The following is a 19,308-nucleotide window of genomic DNA, read 5'->3' as shown; positions in this document are numbered from 1 at the left end:
TATTTTTTTGCACCAGTTTTTAAAACGCAAAAATCTTAAAAATTTCTGAAAAAAATTAGGTATAATGGTATTAATCAAAAATTAACTAGTTAGGTTTTCAGCTAACACACTAATTTTTTACCGATCCTTTTAAATTATGTTTAATAATTGATAATGAAAAATTATAAAAAGCGTGATCTAAGTCAAATATGTTTGATACATCGTCGTTTTCTTCTAATGTGTTTTGGGTTTTAATATTTTTGTCATTTCTTTTGCGAATGGTTTTATAGAAAATAAAATTAGGATCATCTTCCGTTAATTCGTTGATACGGTCAAAAGCGTTCAAAATTGCTTCGTGTGTCGAAGACATTAACAAGACATTTTTATGTTTATTATTGATAATATGATAAATTAAGGCACTTACCGACTGTGTTTTACCAGTTCCCGGAGGACCTTGTAAATAAGAAAGACAAGGAGTTAAAATGGCTTTTTTTACTGCTTGTTCTTGTTTATCATTTAGCCTGATCACCGATGGTAAATTTAAACTATAATCATTTATATTCTCTTCATTGACTGAAAAAAACTGTGGATTTTCTATTGATTTTGCTAAAAGCGGATTTTTGTATTGCCCTGATTTGAAATTTCTCAATGAATTATAAAATCTTTTGTGTTTGCTATAACTTCCGTAATCTTCATCAGTAATAATAAAATTATTGTTTTCTTTGAAAATTTTAGATAAGTAGCCTCTAACGATTTTGATTCTACTAATATGTATTTTCTTAATTTCTTCAATTCTAAGATTTTTTAATTCACTATTTCTTATTGAAAATTCGTAATAATCAAATTTGCCTTTTTGTTTCCAAATAGTTTCTTGAGAATCTGTTATTATTTTTTGATTTGAACTATTTGTGGTAGCTAATTTTTCGTTTTCTTTTTCTCAAAAATCATATTCTTTTTTATATTCTTCATATTGACTTGCGAGTCTACTTTTCTCGTCATTTTTTATCTTCAATTCTTTTCTTTTCTCAGTAAGATTTAAATTAACAATTGACATTTCATAATCTTCATTATTGTCATCAGGTGTATGTTTTTTGCTTTTTTTATTAACTTGACTATTTAAATCTTCTATTTCGCTTTCTAAATTAGAAATTTCTTCATTGAGATAAATTATTTTTGTGTTTAGGTTATCGATTTGGTCACGCTTGTCTTTATTTAAATATTTTTCGTCGTTTAGCTTTATCGACTTATTGTTTTCATCAATTATTTTCTTAAGATCGTTAATATGTTTTTCTAAAAGGCCAACCATATCAAAAGGCTTAAATTTCAATATTCTTGTATCTAAAACAATTTTTTCTTCGCTATCGTCAGTGTTGTAAAAATATAACGATGTTTTACCGTTATTAACCACATCAACAAATTCAGAGTTATGTTCGGGCGTTTCAATTCGCATTAAAAATTTAGTTACTTCATTTTCACTATCCATTCTCAAGACAATAGGAAAAATATTATTTAGATTTGATCTATCATATTTTCGCTTTTGTTTTGAAATGTAATCAGTATAAAAGCTAAGCGTTTTATCTAATTTAACCATGCCATTTTGTTGCTTACGGCCTGATTTAAAAATGTTTGACTCTTTGTGTGACTCAATAACTATTTGTTTTAACATACTAGTCGTTAATTGAAAGCTATTGCGTTTTGAGAAAGAGAAAATTAGATTAATGTCAGCGCAGTTTTTATATCCATTTTCACTTAAATGTTTCTCATCAAAATCATCTAATATTCCCACTCGATTGAACTCAAAACTTGATTCTTTTTCTTCATCGAAATTCGTCTTAACATAAATACAAACATTTTTTCTATTATTAAATATATTTTCATCATCTTTTAAAAAGATCATAAAAACAAGCGAATCAACTCTAATTTTATCCTTTGACTCAATAAAAAAAAGATCGTTGTTAACGATATAATAAGATTTAATTGATGATTGTATTCGCTCAAAAAATTCTTCTATATTTGAATCGAGTGTAAGTTCTTTTTTAACAAATGACTCTAAATGATCTTTAATGTAATAATTAAAACGGCTCTCCCCTGATTCGGCTACTTGTTTACTGTCGCCAATTTCCATTTTTTTATTTTTATTTATATGAATAATTAATTCCATTTTTTCACCTTATATTTCTATTTTATCAAAAAAAATAAGTCAACAAAATGATTGCCATATCCTGTAAATGCCACTTATTTTTTCAGTCAATATTCAGTTAAAATTATGTTTTTTCAGAAAGATATTAGGCCCATAAAAAAAGCATTATTGCTTTGTTTTTCAATAAATTTATACAAAAAACCGAATCTTTACGATTCGGTCTAATGATTTTTATCTATCAAATTTTTACACGCTTATGAGCAGGAATAAACATTCCATCGCCTTCTTTAATATTGAAAGCATCAATAAATTCTTGTCTGTTTGCTGCTTGAATATTTGCTCTTAAATTAGTTGGGGCGTGTGGGTCGCTTTCTAATAATCTTTGAGCTGTTAATGGTTGATATTTAGCTTTTCAAACTCTGGCTCAGTTAATGAAAAATTCTTGTGCATTGTAATCTTTTTCCATTTTTGCGGCTGTAATTGCACTCTCTACACCACCTGCATCGGCGATATTTTCGCTGACGGTTAAAGTTCCGTTGCATTTACCATAATCAGTTTCTACACCATCAAATAGATCTATCATAGCTTTTGTTTTTTGCCCGAATTTTTCAAAATCTTCAGGTGTTCATCACATATTTAAATTACCTTTTTCATCGAAGTTGGCTCCGTTATTGTCGAAAGCATGTGATATTTCGTGGGCAATAACAGCACCAATACCACCGTAATTCTGTGATGATGTGTTATTGATTGAATAAAAGGCACCATTTAATATAGCGGCAGGGAAAACTATATGGTTATACATTGGGTGATAATAAGCATTTACAGTAGCTGGTGACATTCCTCAATAATTTTTATTGATTGGTTCTAAGTATTGAGAAAATTTATATTTTGAGTATGTTTTATTGAAATTAAACACATTTTCAATAATTGAGTCTGAACTTACAACTAAATCTTTATAGTAAGGTCTTAATTCTTTTGGATAGCCAATATGCACGCCTAAAGCATTCAATTTAATTATGGCTTTTTTGATTGTTTCTTTACTTAGTCAAGTGTTGTTTTCAAGGTTATTTTTATAAACTTGAATCATATTTTGAACCATTTTTTCTATGTTTCGTTTTGCTTTGGCACCTAGATATTTTTGCCCATAATATGTACCAACTGGAATGTTAAAGTAAGATAAAGCTAATTTTAAAGCATATTTGTTTTTATTTTCTACTTTAGCTTGACCACTCACACTTAAAGAATATTGTGAGGCTATAGTTCTTGTTTTTTCATCTAAGTATTTTGAAAAGCGAATAATAAATTTAACTGCGATTCATGCAATAATTTTTTCAAAATGTTTTGGAGAAAATAATTTATCAATATTTAAAGCAAAATTGTCATCACTGAAAACTATTTCATCGACTTCCTTATTAATTATTGAGCTAACTACTTCTCTAAAGTCAAAGTTTTTAGTTCTATTAGCGATACGATTGAATTTATATGGTTTGTATAATTCGGTGTATTTAACTTTTTGTAATGATGTTAAAGAATATTTAGCAATTAATTCATCATATTGTAAAGTCAATTTAATTAATTTATTAACTTGTTTAACATCGTCGATGTAAGGAGTTAATAATTTTTTCGCCATTTTTTTGAATGATGTTAAAAATTTAGTTTTGATTTCCTCGTTTTGATAATGATCCTTATCAGGCAAAATATGACTAGCTATACCTGCGTATAATGTTTGTTTTTGCGAGTCTAAAAAATCACTTTCTACACCAAAATCAATTGGTAAAGGGTAATCTTTTAGTAAAAAATCTACATATTTTGTCATTAATTCATCCATGTTTTGAATGTTTAATATTTCATTCAAATATGGTCTTAAAGGTTCAACACCTCTTTGGTTTCTTTGTTCAAAGTTAGCGGTTAATTTGTAGAAACGAGCAAAATTTTGTAAATTTTGATCAATTAATTTTCCTTCATCATCCTTTTTTACTAATCTTTTCGCTAGACGTGCGACAATTTTTTCGTTTTCAATATCCAATCTCACGAACTCGCCTATCGATGTTCGATCAGATGGAATTTCAGTTTGTTCTAATCATTCATTATTTACCGATTTAAACAAATCATCTTTTATTTCATATTTCATTTTTTTCTCCTTCTTTTTTTATTTAAATAAAACTTCATAGATTTCATCATAGCTTTCGACTGGAATAAATTTAATTGCTTCCTTAACTTCTTGAGCAATGTCTTTCAAGTTTTTTTGGTTTGATTTAGGTATAAATACAGTTTTAACACCTTTTTTATACGCCGCAAACGATTTTTCTTTTAGTCCACCGATTTCAAGGACACGGCCTCTTAAAGTAATTTCACCAGTCATCGCTACATCTTGGCCAACTGGTTTGTTGCTTAATGCAGAAATTAAAGCAGTGGTGAAAGTAACACCGGCACTTGGTCCGTCTTTAGGTACAGCTCCTTCTGGAACGTGAATGTGTACTTCATTTTCCTCAAAGTTGAAATCAATATCAAATTTTTTGGCATTAGATCTTACATATGAATATGCAATAGCTGCCGATTCTTTCATTACATCTTTTAATGAACCGGTTAATTTAAAGCCACCGTTTTTGCTTGGATATGGACTAACTTCAATTTGTAAGGTGCTTCCACCAATTGATGTGTAAGCCAAACCATTTACAACACCAATTTGAGGTTCGCCCACTTTATTGTTTTCACTGTATTTTGGAGTTCCAAGTAATTCAAAAGCAGTTTCTTTATCAATCTTGAATGTTTCAATTTTTTCGCCTGAAACAATTTTAGTTACTATTTTACGTGCTAGTTTATCAAATTGACGTTTTAAAGCACGCACACCGGCTTCGGCTGTGTAATTTTTAATAATTGCTTCAATAACATCATCTTCAATTTCGAATTGTTCTGGTTTTAAATGAGCTTGACGAATAGAAATTGCAATTAAATGTTCTCTCGCAATTTTGATTTTTTCGCTTGTTGTGTATGAGTTCAACTCAATAATTTCCACTCTATCCAATAGAGGTGCTGGAATATTTTCGTAATAGTTAGCAGTTGCAATAAACATAACTTTTGACAAGTCATATTCATGTTCTAAGTAGTTATCTTGGAATTTTGTGTTTTGTTCAGGGTCTAGCACTTCTAACATCGCTGACGATGGATCGCCTTTATAATCTGAAGACATTTTATCAATTTCGTCAAGTAAAATTAATGGGTTTGAGACACCTGCTTTTTGAACAGCTTTAATAATTTTACCAGGCATTGATCCAACGTAAGTTCTTCTGTGACCTCTTATTTCACTTTCATCGTGAACCCCACCTAGTGAGATTTTAATGTAACTTTTGTTTAGAGCTTCAGCAATTGCTCTAGCTAATGATGTTTTACCAGTTCCAGGAGGACCTACTAAAGTTAAAATTGGAACATTATTGAAATTTTTCTGTATTTTTGTTGAATTTTCTTGATTTTCTTTGAATAATTCTAAATCAATTTGGTGTCCATTGTCAAAAGGTAATAGAGTTTTATTTTTGTTTTTTCTTATCTCATTTTTGTGATTGATGATTAATGATAGATATTCAATAATTCTCTCTTTCACTTCACCTAAACCGTAATGGTTTTTGTCTAAGATTTCTCTTGCTTTTTTGATATCTAATGTTTCAACTTCTACTTTTCTTCATGGAAGTGATTTTAAGGTGTTAATGTATGTACCAGTAATATTGGCATCAGGAGTTCCTGACATCATTCCTTTTAATTTTGAAGTTTCACTTTTAATCAATTTTGTTACTGAATCAGGGAACATTTTTGCTTTTTTATCATTACGCATGATTTTTGAATATTCTGATTCTTCTTCTTCAGGATCTAAATCTTCTGATTGTAAAATTTCTTTTATTGATTTTAATTTTTCTTTAAGTAGATATTCTCTTTGTTGTTTTTCTAGATTATCTTTTACTTTTTTATTGATTTCATCTTCAATTGAGTATTTTGAAACCGACTCTTTTTCTTTTTTTCTTGGTTTCATTGTAGGTTCAAAAACAAAAGTATCGTCTTCTAATTCTTTAGGCATTTTTCTTTTGCCTATTAAATCACTAAATAATTCAATATTTTCAAATTCTTTTTTCTCTTTTGGTGAAAGATCTTTAATAAAGTAAAATCTACGAATAAAATTAGATACTATATAAATAGCTTCTTGAATATTTTCGCTACTTAACATTTTTAGTTTAGTTAAGCTATCTACCCCACTATAGTATGAAATCGAAGCAACTACATCAATTAATGAAGAAAAATTCATATTTGTATCATAACCAGCATATCCTTTTTCGTTAGTATCAGTATTAACTAATGAATATGGACTGTTTTCAACAACTGTAAATGTGATTTTTGCTCATAAGGTTGTTTGTGCTAATTGGGTAACTGCTTCTTCGATTTGACTCAACATTGCAGTTGATTCCACAAATTTTTCGACATCGTCGTTGTATGGAATTTTGACTGTTTCCATCGCAAATGCGTCTTTTATTAATTCTGTTTTATTGCCTTCTTGATCATACATATCTTTTCAAATATGTCTGCTAATTCCCGCTAAAAGTAGTGATCAAACACCATTTTCTTTTTTGACTACTTTTTTAACACGAGCAAATGTTACAAATGATTCAATATCTTCTGAAGTTAATTCCTCGTAAGCTTTAGCTTCATTTTTTTGAATTAAATCAAGATCTACAACATTGTATGCTAAAACTAAGTATTCATCTTTGCGTTCTGATGAATCAACATTTTCCGCATTCAACATTTCCTCTTCGTTTTCAATTTGATTATTAACTTTATTTTGTAATTGTGTTAAGTATTCTTCGGTTCAAAATGAGCCATAAGGTATTACATCAATTTTTCTAACTTCGTGACCGTAAATCACACTATTTGATAATTTAGGATATCCTAATCTGGTGATTAAAAATTTCTCTTTCATTTTTACCTCTTTCATTTCCTATTATTGAATATATTTTAGCACAAAGCGAGTTAGAGTGCTAAAAATAAAAAAAATTGTGAAAATTTATTATTTTAGTTGCATATAAATAGAAAAAAGGCTTACTTAGCCTTTATAACTATGTTTACTATTTTATTTGGGACAAAAATTTCTTTAACAATTTCGGCATCTTTTAACCAATTCGATACTTCAAGTTTTGCTTTAGCAATTACATTATCTTTAACATTCTCGTTTTTATCAACACTAATTTGGCCACGCATTTTACCATTAATTGTAACACCATAATTAATAGTGTCTGATTCTAATGCTTTATGGTCAATATCAAAATCATAAAGGTTTTTTAAATCAAAAAATCTTGATGATAATTCTCATGCTAAGTGAGGTATAAAAGGTTCTAATAGATTTAATATCACATAGAAAAACTCAGTATTTAATTGGTTAGAATCAACTTTGTCATAGGCGTTCATTGTTTCCATACATCAAGCGATTAATGTATTAAATGAGTAGCCATTGCGACGATCATTAAATATTTCTTCTTGTTTTTTCAATCCTAAGTAAAGTTTGCGACGTGCATTTTTTTCATCTTGGTTTAGTTTTGATACATCAATGTTTTTGAAATCTACAACATCTAGTTTTGCTGCTTTTTCAATCAATCTTTGAATAAATTTACTGCTACCTTCAATCCCTGAAGTTGATCATTCAAGTTCTTTTTCAGGTGGGGCGGCGAATAAAATAAATAGTCTTAATGTATCGGCGTTATATTTAGCGACCGCATCATTAGGGCTAACTGTGTTACCTTTAGATTTTGACATTTTAGCACCATCTTTAAGCACCATTCCTTGTGTTAATAAATTAGCGAAGGGTTCTCTAAAATCTACATAACCTAAATCAGCTAAAACTTTATTGAAAAAGCGAGCATATAATAGGTGTAAAATTGCGTGTTCAACACCACCAATATATTCGTCAACTTGACCTCAGTATTTTGAAGAATCCTTATCTATAGCGACTTGTGAGCGTAATTTAGGTGGCACGGTGTATCTTAAAAAGTATCAACTTGATTCAAAGAATGTATCAAAGGTGTCTGTTTCACGTTTTGCATCAGCTCCACATTGGTGACATTTAACATTTAATCATTCAGGATTGGTTTGTAATGGATTACCCGGTTTTGTGAAATCAACTTCTTCAGGTAAAGAAACTGGTAAATTAGCAATTGATTCAGGTATTACTCCACAAACTTCACAATGAATCATAGGGATCGGTGCTCCCCAATATCTTTGTCTGGAAATACCTCAATCTCGCAAGTTCATTTGGACGTCTTTTTCTAAATTAGTGCTATCTATTTCAAAATTGTTTTGTTGTGTTGGCAGATTATTTTTTAAAGCAAACTCGTAATGACTTTTTAGCTTATTACCATTCACAAGAACAACACGATCACTAGCACCTATTGAAGCAAAATCACTAACTACTACTGGGTATTTATGCGAATTTAAACTTGAGCTAGCATAAATATTAAGTTTTAGTCCTAATTGCTGTGAAAAATCTTTAGCAATGGCTCTTGATTGAATTTTTTCAATAAATTCACTCTCTTGTTGACTGATTAATCCAAGATTAGTCATTTTTTGCACTAGCGGATGAGATGCAGAGATTGAAAAGAAATCAAATGTTTTTAACTCTTCTACATCTTTAACAAAAATACTCAAAGTGTCTATTTTTTGATCTTCACAAAAAATGTCAAATTCAACTTTATTTCCGTGCTCAAAACCTATTCATCTTTTTTGCATTGTTAATACTTTTTCGGGTCAGCGTTCTGTAAGTGTGTTTAAATCATTTTGCAACTCTTGGGCATAATCTTTAATTTTTAGGAAGTATTGTTCCATTTCTTTTTGAACCACAGGTTGATCGCAACGTCAACAAAAACCATCAATAACTTGCTCGTTAGCAAGGACAGTTTGGTCATTTTCACACCAGTTTAGTGGTGATTTTTTGCGGTATACTAAACCTTTTTCCCACATTTGGATAAATAACATTTGTTCTCATTTAGTGTACTCAGGATCGCTCGTAATAACTTCACGATCTCCTCACGCAAACGAAATACCTAATCTTTTTAATTGTGGATTCATTTTTGCAATATTTTCATAGGTTCATTTTTTAGGATGAATACCATGTTTAACAGCTGCATTTTCGGCTGGTAAACCAAAAGCATCCCAACCAAATGGGTGTAAAACATTAAAACCTTTACGGCGGTAATAACGTGCCATTACATCGCTAATTGAATAATTTCTAACATGTCCCATGTGGATATTTCCTGATGGGTATGGGAACATACTCAAAATATATTTTTTAGGTTTATCTGAATTATCTAAAGGAATTGAATATTGAGTTTCATCTCAATATTTTTGTCACTTTAACTCAATTTCTTGTTGATTATAATTAAATTTTTTTGTCATAATGCTATCCTTTTGTTTTGTTAATTGTTCAAATGATAAGTAAAGCTGCTACGAGCAAAAGTAGCGAATATACCGAATAAAAAGATTGAGTTTATTAAGTAATTTGCTAAATTGAAACTCATAAACACAACTGAACCACCTAAAAAGTAATTCGGTATAAAGAAAAAAAATGGTTTAAAGTTTGCTTCATAATTTTTATATAAAGTTCAAAAACTAGCGTCAGGTAAATATTTAAATAAATAGAAAAAGACGGGTGTGGCAATAAATAAGTTAATCAGTGTCAAGGCAATACTTGCCAAAAATGTTGAAACGATAAAAGCAATTAAATTTGCATAAATTTCTCTTTTACTGTGTTTATGATTCGACAATAATTTGCTAAATAACTTAAAAATTAGCAAATAAAATAGAATAAATACTGCCTGGGAAATAATTAGCATACCTTGACCTAATAATCCGGTGGGATCATAACCTAGGGCAGAATAGGAAGGGCCAATTACAAAAATTCCTATCAGTATTAATAATCCCCATCTAAATCCTAAAAGTCTAAATGCCGCTAAAGAAAAAACTAATGAAAAATTAAATTTTAGAAACGAGTTAAATGGTAAAAAAGAACCGATAAAATCAGTAATAATTGCCAAAGCTAAAAATAAACCGCTTAAAACTATTTTAAAAATAGTCCTTCTAGAATTGTAACGCATTATTTCGTACCATAGATGCGATCACCAGCATCTCCTAAACCTGGTTCAATATATTTATTTGAATTTAGTTTTGGATCGAGAGCTGCTAGATAGATTTTAAAATCTTCGCCAAATTGTTGAACTATTCTATCAACACCTTCTTGCACACCCACTAAACACAATAATTGAATATTATTAAAGCCATCTGAGCGCAATTTTTGAATTGCATCAGCTGCTGAACCACCAGTAGCCAGCATTGGGTCAACAACAATAATATAACTATCTTTAGGAACTTCAGGCATTTTGTAAAAATATGTTTCAGGTTGGTGAGTGATTTCATCACGATATAACCCAATGTGTCCCACACGTGCCTTAGGCATTAATTGCAATAATCCTTCTGTCATTCCTAAACCTGCTCTTAAAATTGGCACAATAACAATTTCTTTGTCGTAAGTTTTACCAGCAAATTCTTTGTCAAGCGAAGTAATAACAGTTTTCGGTTTAGTTTGGTATTCACGCATAATTTCGTAAACCATTAATGATGCTATTTCGTTTAAATTTTGACGAAATACTGAGTGATCAGCATTTTTATCACGCATATTAGTTAGTTTTATAGAAATTAACGGATGTTCAATAACTTTTAACATTTCACCTCTTCATAAATTAAGATTAATATATAACTTAAATAATAACATATAAAATTATGCAGAAAAAATGTTTTATTAATCTTTACTCATAACAAGGCTAATATTGCTGTGTTTTCATAAAAAAAACAAATTAAACCTCATTTTGGGGTTTAATTTGTTTTGCTTTATTTTCCAGAAAATCTTCAATTTTGCCAGTTATTATATTGACAATTAATGTCATCGGAATCACAATTCCAATCGCAATTAAAAGCTTTCAAAAAACCGTTAGTGCACTTAAAGAAAGCAAGATAACACTCAAAAATAAAATCCCTATCGGTATTGAAAAATTCAATGATTTGATTTCTAAGATATTGAATTTAACTAGGATAACATTAATTAATGTCGCTATTAAAAATATTGATATTGGCACAAAAATAATGATATTTTTATTGGTTATGATTTGGTTATTGAAATCTTTAGTTGCGATTAGTCAAATAATTAGCAAAGGCAAAACAAAAGCGAAGGAAATATAAAATACTGCGCGTAGTGGTGCGTATTTATTCATGATGAGCTTTTAGATCGTTTAGCATTAAGATAAACTCATTTAATGTTACTGTATAAGTTTCGTTTTCACCATATTTACGGTACGAAATTGTTTTATCAATAGCTTCTTGTTGACCTAAAATCACTTGATATTTAGATTTAGAAATTTGAGCTTCACGAATTTTTTTGTTCAATCTTTCATCTCTATCATCTAATTTTACTCGAAAATCATGGGCAAATAATTCGTCAGTAATTTCTTTGGCATAGGCCAAGTTTTCTTCTAAATTAACTGGAATAACAGTTATTTGTTTAGGCGCCAATCAGAATGGCAATACTCCTTTAGTTTGTTCTAATAATATTGCAACAAAACGTTCATATGTACCGATTAAGCCACGGTGAATCATTACTGGACGAGTATCATTGCCGTCTTTATCAGTGTATTTTAAGTCAAATCTCATTGGTTGTAAGAAATCTAACTGAATTGTAGCCACAGTAATTTCATGTCCTAATGCTGTGTGAATTTGAATATCAACTTTAGGTCCGTAAAATGCTGCTTCACCTGTAATTGCTTCATATTTAACATTCATTGAGTCTAAAGCGTCTTTAAGCATTTTTTCGCTTTTATTTCACATTTCATCATCATTGAAATATTTGTCTTTATCGTTAGGATCTCTAAGCGAAAGTGAAATAAAACTAATTTGGGTTTTAAAGATTTTTAAGGTTTCATCAATTTGATTGTACATTCGAACAATTTCGTCAAAAATTTGGTCTTCTCTCACGTATAAATGACCCTCAGTTAAGAGCATTCCTCTCACACGTTCAAGGCCAGTTAAAGCCCCAGATTTTTCGTAACGATAAAGTTGTGATTGTTCAGAATATCTGATTGGTAAGTCACGATATGATCTTTTTTCCAGTCCGTAGCAAATATTGTGGTGCGGACAAGTCATTGGCCGAGGAATTAAACGTTCTTTTTCGACAATCAAAGGTGCGAACATATCATCTTTATAATGAGCTAAATGACCAGATATTTTGTATAACTCTTCATTACCAAAATGAGGAGTTAAAACTTCAGTAAAGCCGTATTTTCTATCCATTTTCAATACTAAATTGCGAATTTCATTGTGAATATACATTCCATCTTCAAGTCATATTGGGAAACCTTGGCCGGTTAAAGGATGAACTGTGAAAATTTTCATTTCCTTACCTATTTTACGGTGGTCTCTTTCTTTACGATCTTTTAAAAGTTCTAAATATGCGTCCAGCTCATCTTTATTTTCTCACGCAGTACCGTAAATTCTAGTTAACTGAATATTGTCTGAATTGCCTCTTCAATAAGCACCGGCTAAAGAAAGTAGTTTAAAGTTTTTCATGTTTTTTGTACTTTCAACATGGCCACCAGCACAAAGATCTTTAAATACTATTTCTTTATTCAACGGATCTTGTAAAGCGTAAAAAGTTATATTTTCACCTTTTTGTTTTAGTTCGTCATATAACTCTTTTTTATACGGTTTGTCAGTGAAATCATACTCACTTTCGTCAATTTGGATTGTGACTAAGTTACGACTAGCAAGTTTTTTCATTAATTTTTCAATTTTATTTAATTCTTGATCACTGATAGGTTCTTTGAATTCAAAATCATAATAAAAACCTTCATCGGTTGCTGGTCCAAAGCCAAGTTTTACACCTGGATATAATTTTTCAACCGCTGCCCCTAATAAGTGTGAGCAAGTATGATTTAATAATTTGTTTGCTTTAATTTTCATAAATACCTCTAGTTAAAACCCATTTTAGTTGCTAAGTCTTTAACAATTGGCTCACAAATTAATTTAGCTTTTTGTGCGCCTTGTGCAACGATTTGGTCAATGTGTAATTTAGCTTTTTCGTAATTTTGTTGAACTTTAATCAACTCATCTTTAACAATTTGGGCTACTGCTGTTTTAAATTCAACATAATTTGCGTCTTTAAATTTTTGTTCTGCTTCTTCGAGTGTTATTTCCGCTAATGATGCGTAAATATTCAATAAGTTCAATACCCCCGGCTTATGGTCGGCTATATAAACTTTATTTTCTGAATCAGTGACTGCTTTCATAATTTTTTTGTAAGCAACATCAGGATTATCGTGTAAATAAATTGTCCCTTTAACTGATTTATCACTTTTAGACATTTTTGATTCTGGATTAGTTAATGATTTAATACGTGCTCCCACAGGTGGAATAACGCCTTTAGGTAATTTGAATTGAGTTTTGTATCTTTTATTCAATCTTTCGGCAATAATTTTAGTTAATTCCATATGTTGTTTTTGATCTTCACCAATTGGCACAACATCAGCGTTATAAATCAAGATATCAGCAGCCATTAATACTGGATACATCAATAAACCGACAGGAATTTTCTCAGTACCGTTGTCTTGTTTTTCCAATTTTTGCGCCTTATCCTTAAATTGAGTCATTCTGCTCAATTCACCCAGCGAAACTTCTGAAGTCATTAATCACTGAGCATATGCGTGTTCGTAAATATCAGATTGATAAAAAATTGTACTTTTTTGTGGATCTAAACCACAAGCTAAATACATTGCCACAATTTCCTTGCGAGCTCTAATATTTTCACTAGGATCAACACCGCCAGTAGTTAGACCATGTAAGTCGGCAACAAAATAATAAGCGTCATAATCATCTTGCATTTTAACAAAGTTTTTTAGAGCACCGATATAGTTACCTAAAGTTAAGTCACCAGTTGGTTTAATACCACTAATTAGTCTTAATTTTTTCATATTAACCTCCATATAAAATACGGTTTAATTATATTATATTGCTTTAAAATATCTACCACATATATATTAATATTAGTATAATAAAACTATGACGAAAAAAGATAAATTCATTATTGTAGTTTTAACAATTGTTACCTTAGGTTTTTGCTGACTGTTTTGATATTTGAAAAACAAAAAACACCAACGCATTTTATCGGGAAAACAAAATATTAGCGTTTCACAAAATAAAATTAATAGTCTTGTAGATCTATTAGGAGGGAGAGAAAATATAACTAGTGCCAAAGCGAGCGGATCAAGATTATTTATTGTTGTTGATAAAAAAGAATCAGTAAAAGCAAGTCAAATTATGAATAATAAGCTTGCTACTGGCGTATTTATGTCTTCGAACAAAATTACCTTAATAATGGGCGAATACGCAGCTAGTTATGCTGAGCAATTATCGAATAACTAAGCAAAATTCTTTGTATTTGTCTATAAATTTATTCAAAAAAATGAAATTAAGAGCATATTCTTAATTTCATTTTTTTTAAATTTTTTGTTTTTATTTTGCTTTCGGGACCCTTGCGATATAAGTTGGATCAATATTTCTATTTTTATTCATCAATATTTTGTCTTTCCTCAAATTCTTTCAAGGTAATATTATCTTTAACTGTTTTTCAAGTAACTCTTCCATTTGAAGATCTGCCTAACACAAACGACGATGCATACGAGGGACTATTAAAAAGAATATTTTTAGTTAATTTGCCATCAACTATTTCATTATTAGCTCTACATTTATCTCTAATTTCTTTTAGTGATTTAGGCAAGGACACGGAATGAGACAGACGAATTGCGCTCCCTTTTAGGACTACGAAACCTTCACTTGTTCTCAAACAATTAGCTTCATAATTAACACTAGTTCCAGAATCTTCAACAGCAACAGAAAGGTGAAGCATTAAATCTTCATCTTTATCGTTATTATCTTCGATATTTTGCTTAACAACAGGCACAAAAACCTTATAACCCAAAACACCGAGAGCCATTTTTGAATATTCAACAAAATCCTCTAATTCAGACTCTTTTTCTTCAGTCACGTGACCAGCGTTGGGGTCGTTTGAATTCATTACGTGTAGCCTATCGGCAGAAGAGGCCATATTGGTAAATCTATTTTCAAGATAACTAATTTCGGTCGGTCCAAAAGAGTTATTTTGAGTAGTAAGAATAACAGCTTCGTTGAAATAATCCGGATCTTTTAAATGTTCCATAACTCTAAAAAGAATACCTTCTCCGTTTTTACGAATTCCGGCTTGACCAATATACACTTGATCTTCATCATCATCATTTTTACCAAAAAGAAAATATACACCGCTTTGTTTTAAATCTTGTCTGTCTTTGCTTTTGTCAAGATATAGTCTCGGAACCTTGAACGCAAGCCCAGTTCAATTTGCCATCGTGCATTTTATTCTTCCTGTAACATCACCATCCATTAGAAAAAGATTGAAATTTTTACTATTACTCATTTAATATCTCCATTTTATAATAACTACATCACAGTAAATAAATTATATATATATATATCAATAATAAAAACCGATATTAATTTTAGTTAAATGGGTAAATTAAAGTCTATAAACATTGAACTTAAATAAAATTAGCTAATTAACCTAATGGATATTCGTTTTACTCAATAAAAACAAACACACTTGATTTCAATCAATTGTGTTTGTTTATTGAATATTAAGCAAAATAATTAAGGTAATAACTATTTGTCTTGGATAGCATCAATTGCTGGTAAAAAGTGGTCTAAAAGATATTGTTGGCTAGCACCACCACCAGTTGACACGTGGTTAATTTTATCTTTAAAATTGAATTTTTCACTAGCTGATATTGTGTCACCGCCACCAATGATTGTGTATGCATTTGAATTTGCAATTGTTAGTCCAATTTCTCTAGTACCGAATGAACCAAAGTCTTTTTCGAATACACCCAATGGACCATTTCAGTAGATTAATTTAGCATCTTGTAATTCTTTTTTGAATAATTCAACAGTTTTAGGACCAACATCAATTCCGTCACGCTCAGGTGAAACGTTTTGATCTTCAGAAAAAATTGATTCAGTGTCGTCAAAACTTATAACACTTGCGTTATCTAATGGTAAAATAATTTTGGCTTTTGATGTTTGCATCAATTCTCTAGCAAATTCTAATTGTTCATCTTCGACAAGAGATTTACCCATTTCAAAACCTTTTGATTTTAGGAATGTATAGGCCATTGCCCCACCGATTAAAATTTTGTCCGCTTTTTGACTTAATTTTGTTAAGTAAGAAATTTTATCTTTAACTTTTGCTCCACCAACAACTGCTACAAATGGTTGAGAATTATTGGCAAAAGCAGCGTCAAATGCGTTTAGTTCTTTTTCAACTAACAATCCAACACCCGATTCTTTAACTCTCGAACTAATTCCAACGTTTGAAGCGTGTGATCTATGAGCTGTGGCGAAGGCATCATTAATAAATACTTCAGTAAATTTCGCTCATTGTTCGCCTAATCAATCTGCGTTTTTGCTTTCTGCTTTTTCGTTTAAATCTTCAAATCTAGTGTTTTCGACTAATAAAATTTCGCCAGGTTGTAATTTTTCAACAACATTTTCAAGGTTAGCACCACTAGTTGAAGGTGAAAAGTAAACTTTTTTCTTTAATAATCTTGATAACTCGTTAGCAACGGGTAGCAATGTTTTTGTTTCTAAATCGCTCTCACTTTTTACTCTACCTAAGTGTGAAAGTAAAACTACCTTAGCTTCATTTGCAATAGCATATTTAATTGTGTCTAAAGCAGCCACAATTCTTTCATTTGATTGAATAACACCATTTTTCATTGGCACGTTAAAATCAACTCTGATTGTTACTGTTTTATTTTTAAGATCAATATCTCTTATTGTTTTTTTCATATAAACTCCCTATGTTTGTTTATTTAATTTTATTAAATAAAATAAATAAGAACTTAATATTTTAAATTAAAATAAACACTTACTTACAACAAATACTAAAACAATTCTTATTCTGATTTAAATTTATCAATTTTATTTAAAAAATCAACTTTTTTTCCGGAAAAAAAGGAAAAATAAAAGAATTGATAACACATTTAATTATTAAATATTGACTTTAATACCTTGAAAAAAGGAACATTAATTACACATCTGCATTATATTCGCTACAAGAATGTAATAGTTTTAGTTATTTTGAAAATGAACAAAAGAAAATATCCAGTATTTTCGAACACAGAAGACAACATATCACTTCTTCAGCGTAGACTGGAAACCGGTTAATTCGTTGATTTTGTGAGTAAATTTGTTCAAAAAACTGCCAAAAGCTTTGAAATTACATGAAAAACAACGAACGCTTGAGAACAAAAAAGGCTGGGTGATATATCTAAAGTCAGAACAGGAATATCTAATTCCGATCAACAAAACCCAAATGGAAAATACCCTTTTTTCATTAGATCTGACAAGCAAGTATATAGTGATAAATACTATATGGATTGCGAAGCAATAATAATAATCGGTGACGGCAAAATAGGGGAAGTATTTCATTATATAAATGGCAAATTTGATTTACACCAAAGATGCTATGCTATAACTGATTTCGTAAATATTTATAGCAAGTATCTTTATTTGTTTTTCTCAAGTAATTTTAGGTCAGTGGTAATTAAAGAATCTGCAAAAAATACAGTTGATTCAGTGCGTATGAGTATGATAACAAATATGAACATTTGAAGCCCGCCTACTCAACCAGAGCAGAAAATAATTTCTAAATTATTCGAAAATATGAATACCATGGCATCACTTCTTCAGTGTAAGCCAAAAACCTGTTAATTTGTTGAAAAAAACTGCCAAAAATTTTGAAACTACGCAAAAAACAACAAACGCTTGAGAACAAAAAAATTCAAAAGAAGTTATAGAAATATATTCAATAAAAAATAAGGATAATAAATCATTAAGGAGTTTTTCCGTAACTAATAAACATGGTTTTGTTTTACAAAAAGAGTTTTTTTCTAACGGTGGGATCGCTGTTAATGGTCGAAAAAAGAATTCAAAAATAATCATGAAAAATTCCTTCGCATTTAATCCATCGAGAATAAATGTTGGTTCCATAGCACTATTCAGATTTGACGAAAATGGCTTAATAAGCAATATATACGAAACATTCAAAACAAAAAATGATGTTTCAGAAAATTTTATGAATCTGTATTTTTCAACGACATATTTTAAACACGTTATTCAATCTAATAGTAGCATCGGGGTTAGAAGCAAATTTACCTTTAAAGATGATAAATGTATATATTTCGCTATCCCATTAATTGAAGAGCAAAACAAAATATTTTTGCTGATAAATACTATAAATTCGTCAATATCACTTCTTCAGTGTAATTTTGTAAACTATCAAAGTTAAATAAAAAACGTATATCAAAAAGATATACGTACAGAATTTAAACAAACATCTTCTCAAGAAGTGTATTTTTTATATTTTCTAGCTTTTCTAACTTACGCTGAAGAAGTGATACCGTTGATTCTAGTGAACTAAAGAATGACGAAATTTTCTTCATTTCAGTTTTATTATTAGTTATAAATAATTTAATTTTATCAATTACTTTAAGTGGTAGTGTGGGTATAGTTGTTGTATATGATGATACTTTTAATTCGTTTTGAAAATATGATGTATTAAGCAAATAATAAATATATTCCAAATCAAAATTATCATTTAGTAATATTCCTAAAATTCCCTGTTTTGTTGCCAAATCAACCTTATTTATAGATGTTTTTCCAATTGTTGCACCATTAGAAAGTATAAGATTATTCGCTTTCATAATTCATGCACTTGAATTCAAAACCCCTTTTTCAGTGATGTATGAATCGGTTTTTCATATGTATTTTGAAAACATATCATTAATCTTAACGAACGGTACTTTTCCATTTTTGTAAAACATGCCATTTTTGGTCGAAGGTGTTCCCCCTTCAGACGCAAAATAATACAAGGATTTAAAGTTTTTTTGTTCTCAAGCGTTTGTAAATCCTTTGAATCTAATAGCCGGATAAGACGATTTTGCTGATGCAAACATCTTCTCAAGAAGTGTATTTTTTATATTTTCTAGCTTTTCTAACTTACGCTGAAG

15 protein-coding genes are annotated in these 19,308 nt (G+C 29.9%); 3 read left to right on the top strand and 12 right to left on the bottom strand.

What is annotated here, in order from left to right:
* Positions 1–109: 109 nt before the first annotated feature.
* The 9 genes from NXS15_RS03585 to trpS all read right to left on the bottom strand — a co-directional run bounded on the left by NXS15_RS03585 (position 110) and on the right by trpS (position 14,160).
* Complete coding sequence (locus NXS15_RS03585) at positions 110–2,140, bottom strand: AAA domain-containing protein (RefSeq protein ID WP_259290495.1); 2,031 nt, start codon at positions 2,138–2,140, stop codon at positions 110–112.
* Positions 2,141–2,354: 214 nt separating this feature from the next.
* Complete coding sequence (locus tag NXS15_RS03580) at positions 2,355–4,250, bottom strand: M13-type metalloendopeptidase (RefSeq protein ID WP_259290494.1); 1,896 nt, start codon at positions 4,248–4,250, stop codon at positions 2,355–2,357.
* 18 nt (positions 4,251–4,268) lie between these two features.
* Complete coding sequence (gene lon, locus NXS15_RS03575) at positions 4,269–7,079, bottom strand: endopeptidase La (RefSeq protein ID WP_396888610.1); 2,811 nt, start codon at positions 7,077–7,079, stop codon at positions 4,269–4,271.
* A 119-nt stretch (positions 7,080–7,198) separates the two neighbouring features.
* Positions 7,199–9,544, bottom strand: a complete 2,346-nt coding sequence (locus tag NXS15_RS03570) for a leucine--tRNA ligase (RefSeq protein ID WP_259290493.1) — start codon at positions 9,542–9,544, stop codon at positions 7,199–7,201.
* A 20-nt stretch (positions 9,545–9,564) separates the two neighbouring features.
* Entirely contained in the window at positions 9,565–10,242 is a 678-nt protein-coding gene (locus tag NXS15_RS03565; protein ID WP_259290492.1) for an MPN527 family putative ECF transporter permease subunit, read from the bottom strand.
* Positions 10,242–10,868 (bottom strand): uracil phosphoribosyltransferase, encoded by a 627-nt coding sequence (gene upp, locus NXS15_RS03560; protein WP_259290491.1) that lies wholly within the window; start codon positions 10,866–10,868, stop codon positions 10,242–10,244. The genes NXS15_RS03565 and upp overlap by 1 nt, the downstream gene beginning before the upstream one ends.
* A gap of 130 nt (positions 10,869–10,998) precedes the next feature.
* Complete coding sequence (locus NXS15_RS03555) at positions 10,999–11,412, bottom strand: MAG3450 family membrane protein (protein ID WP_259290490.1); 414 nt, start codon at positions 11,410–11,412, stop codon at positions 10,999–11,001.
* On the bottom strand, positions 11,405–13,153 hold the full coding sequence (gene thrS / locus NXS15_RS03550; protein WP_259290489.1) for a threonine--tRNA ligase: 1,749 nt from the start codon (positions 13,151–13,153) through the stop codon (positions 11,405–11,407). Before thrS ends, NXS15_RS03555 begins: the two co-directional genes overlap by 8 nt.
* Before the next feature lie 8 nt (positions 13,154–13,161).
* The gene (gene trpS, locus NXS15_RS03545; RefSeq protein WP_259290488.1) at positions 13,162–14,160 is read right to left on the bottom strand and encodes a tryptophan--tRNA ligase; all 999 of its coding nucleotides are present in this window, start codon (positions 14,158–14,160) and stop codon (positions 13,162–13,164) included.
* Between the two features lie 88 nt (positions 14,161–14,248).
* Between trpS and NXS15_RS03540 the strand changes: the two genes are divergently transcribed.
* A complete protein-coding gene (locus NXS15_RS03540; protein WP_259290487.1) occupies positions 14,249–14,611 on the top strand; it encodes a PTS sugar transporter subunit IIA in 363 nt (120 codons plus the stop codon).
* Positions 14,612–14,753: 142 nt separating this feature from the next.
* Here the strand turns inward: NXS15_RS03540 and NXS15_RS03535 are convergent, their stop codons facing one another.
* Positions 14,754–15,659, bottom strand: coding sequence for a GIY-YIG nuclease family protein (locus NXS15_RS03535; protein ID WP_259290486.1), 906 nt, complete (start codon positions 15,657–15,659; stop codon positions 14,754–14,756).
* A gap of 242 nt (positions 15,660–15,901) precedes the next feature.
* Entirely contained in the window at positions 15,902–17,086 is a 1,185-nt protein-coding gene (locus NXS15_RS03530) for a phosphoglycerate kinase (RefSeq protein WP_259290485.1), read from the bottom strand.
* A gap of 390 nt (positions 17,087–17,476) precedes the next feature.
* Between NXS15_RS03530 and NXS15_RS03525 the strand changes: the two genes are divergently transcribed.
* Together NXS15_RS03525 and NXS15_RS03520 are read left to right on the top strand one after the other, a co-directional pair.
* Positions 17,477–18,010, top strand: coding sequence for a restriction endonuclease subunit S (locus NXS15_RS03525; protein ID WP_259290484.1), 534 nt, complete (start codon positions 17,477–17,479; stop codon positions 18,008–18,010).
* Position 18,011: 1 nt separating this feature from the next.
* Positions 18,012–18,587 carry a hypothetical protein gene (locus tag NXS15_RS03520; RefSeq protein WP_259290483.1) on the top strand — a complete coding sequence of 192 codons (576 nt, stop codon included), beginning with the start codon at positions 18,012–18,014 and terminating at the stop codon, positions 18,585–18,587.
* A 37-nt stretch (positions 18,588–18,624) separates the two neighbouring features.
* Here the strand turns inward: NXS15_RS03520 and NXS15_RS03515 are convergent.
* On the bottom strand, positions 18,625–19,308 hold a 684-nt coding region (locus tag NXS15_RS03515; protein ID WP_259290482.1), incomplete at its 5' end, for a restriction endonuclease subunit S.

It is taken from the genome of Mycoplasma sp. CSL7475-4 (assembly GCF_024834065.1).
In the GTDB taxonomy this organism is placed as follows: domain Bacteria; phylum Bacillota_I; class Bacilli_A; order Mycoplasmatales; family Metamycoplasmataceae; genus Mycoplasmopsis.
Note: the sequence above shows the minus strand (reverse complement) of the source record. Positions and strands in the feature narration are given on the sequence as shown.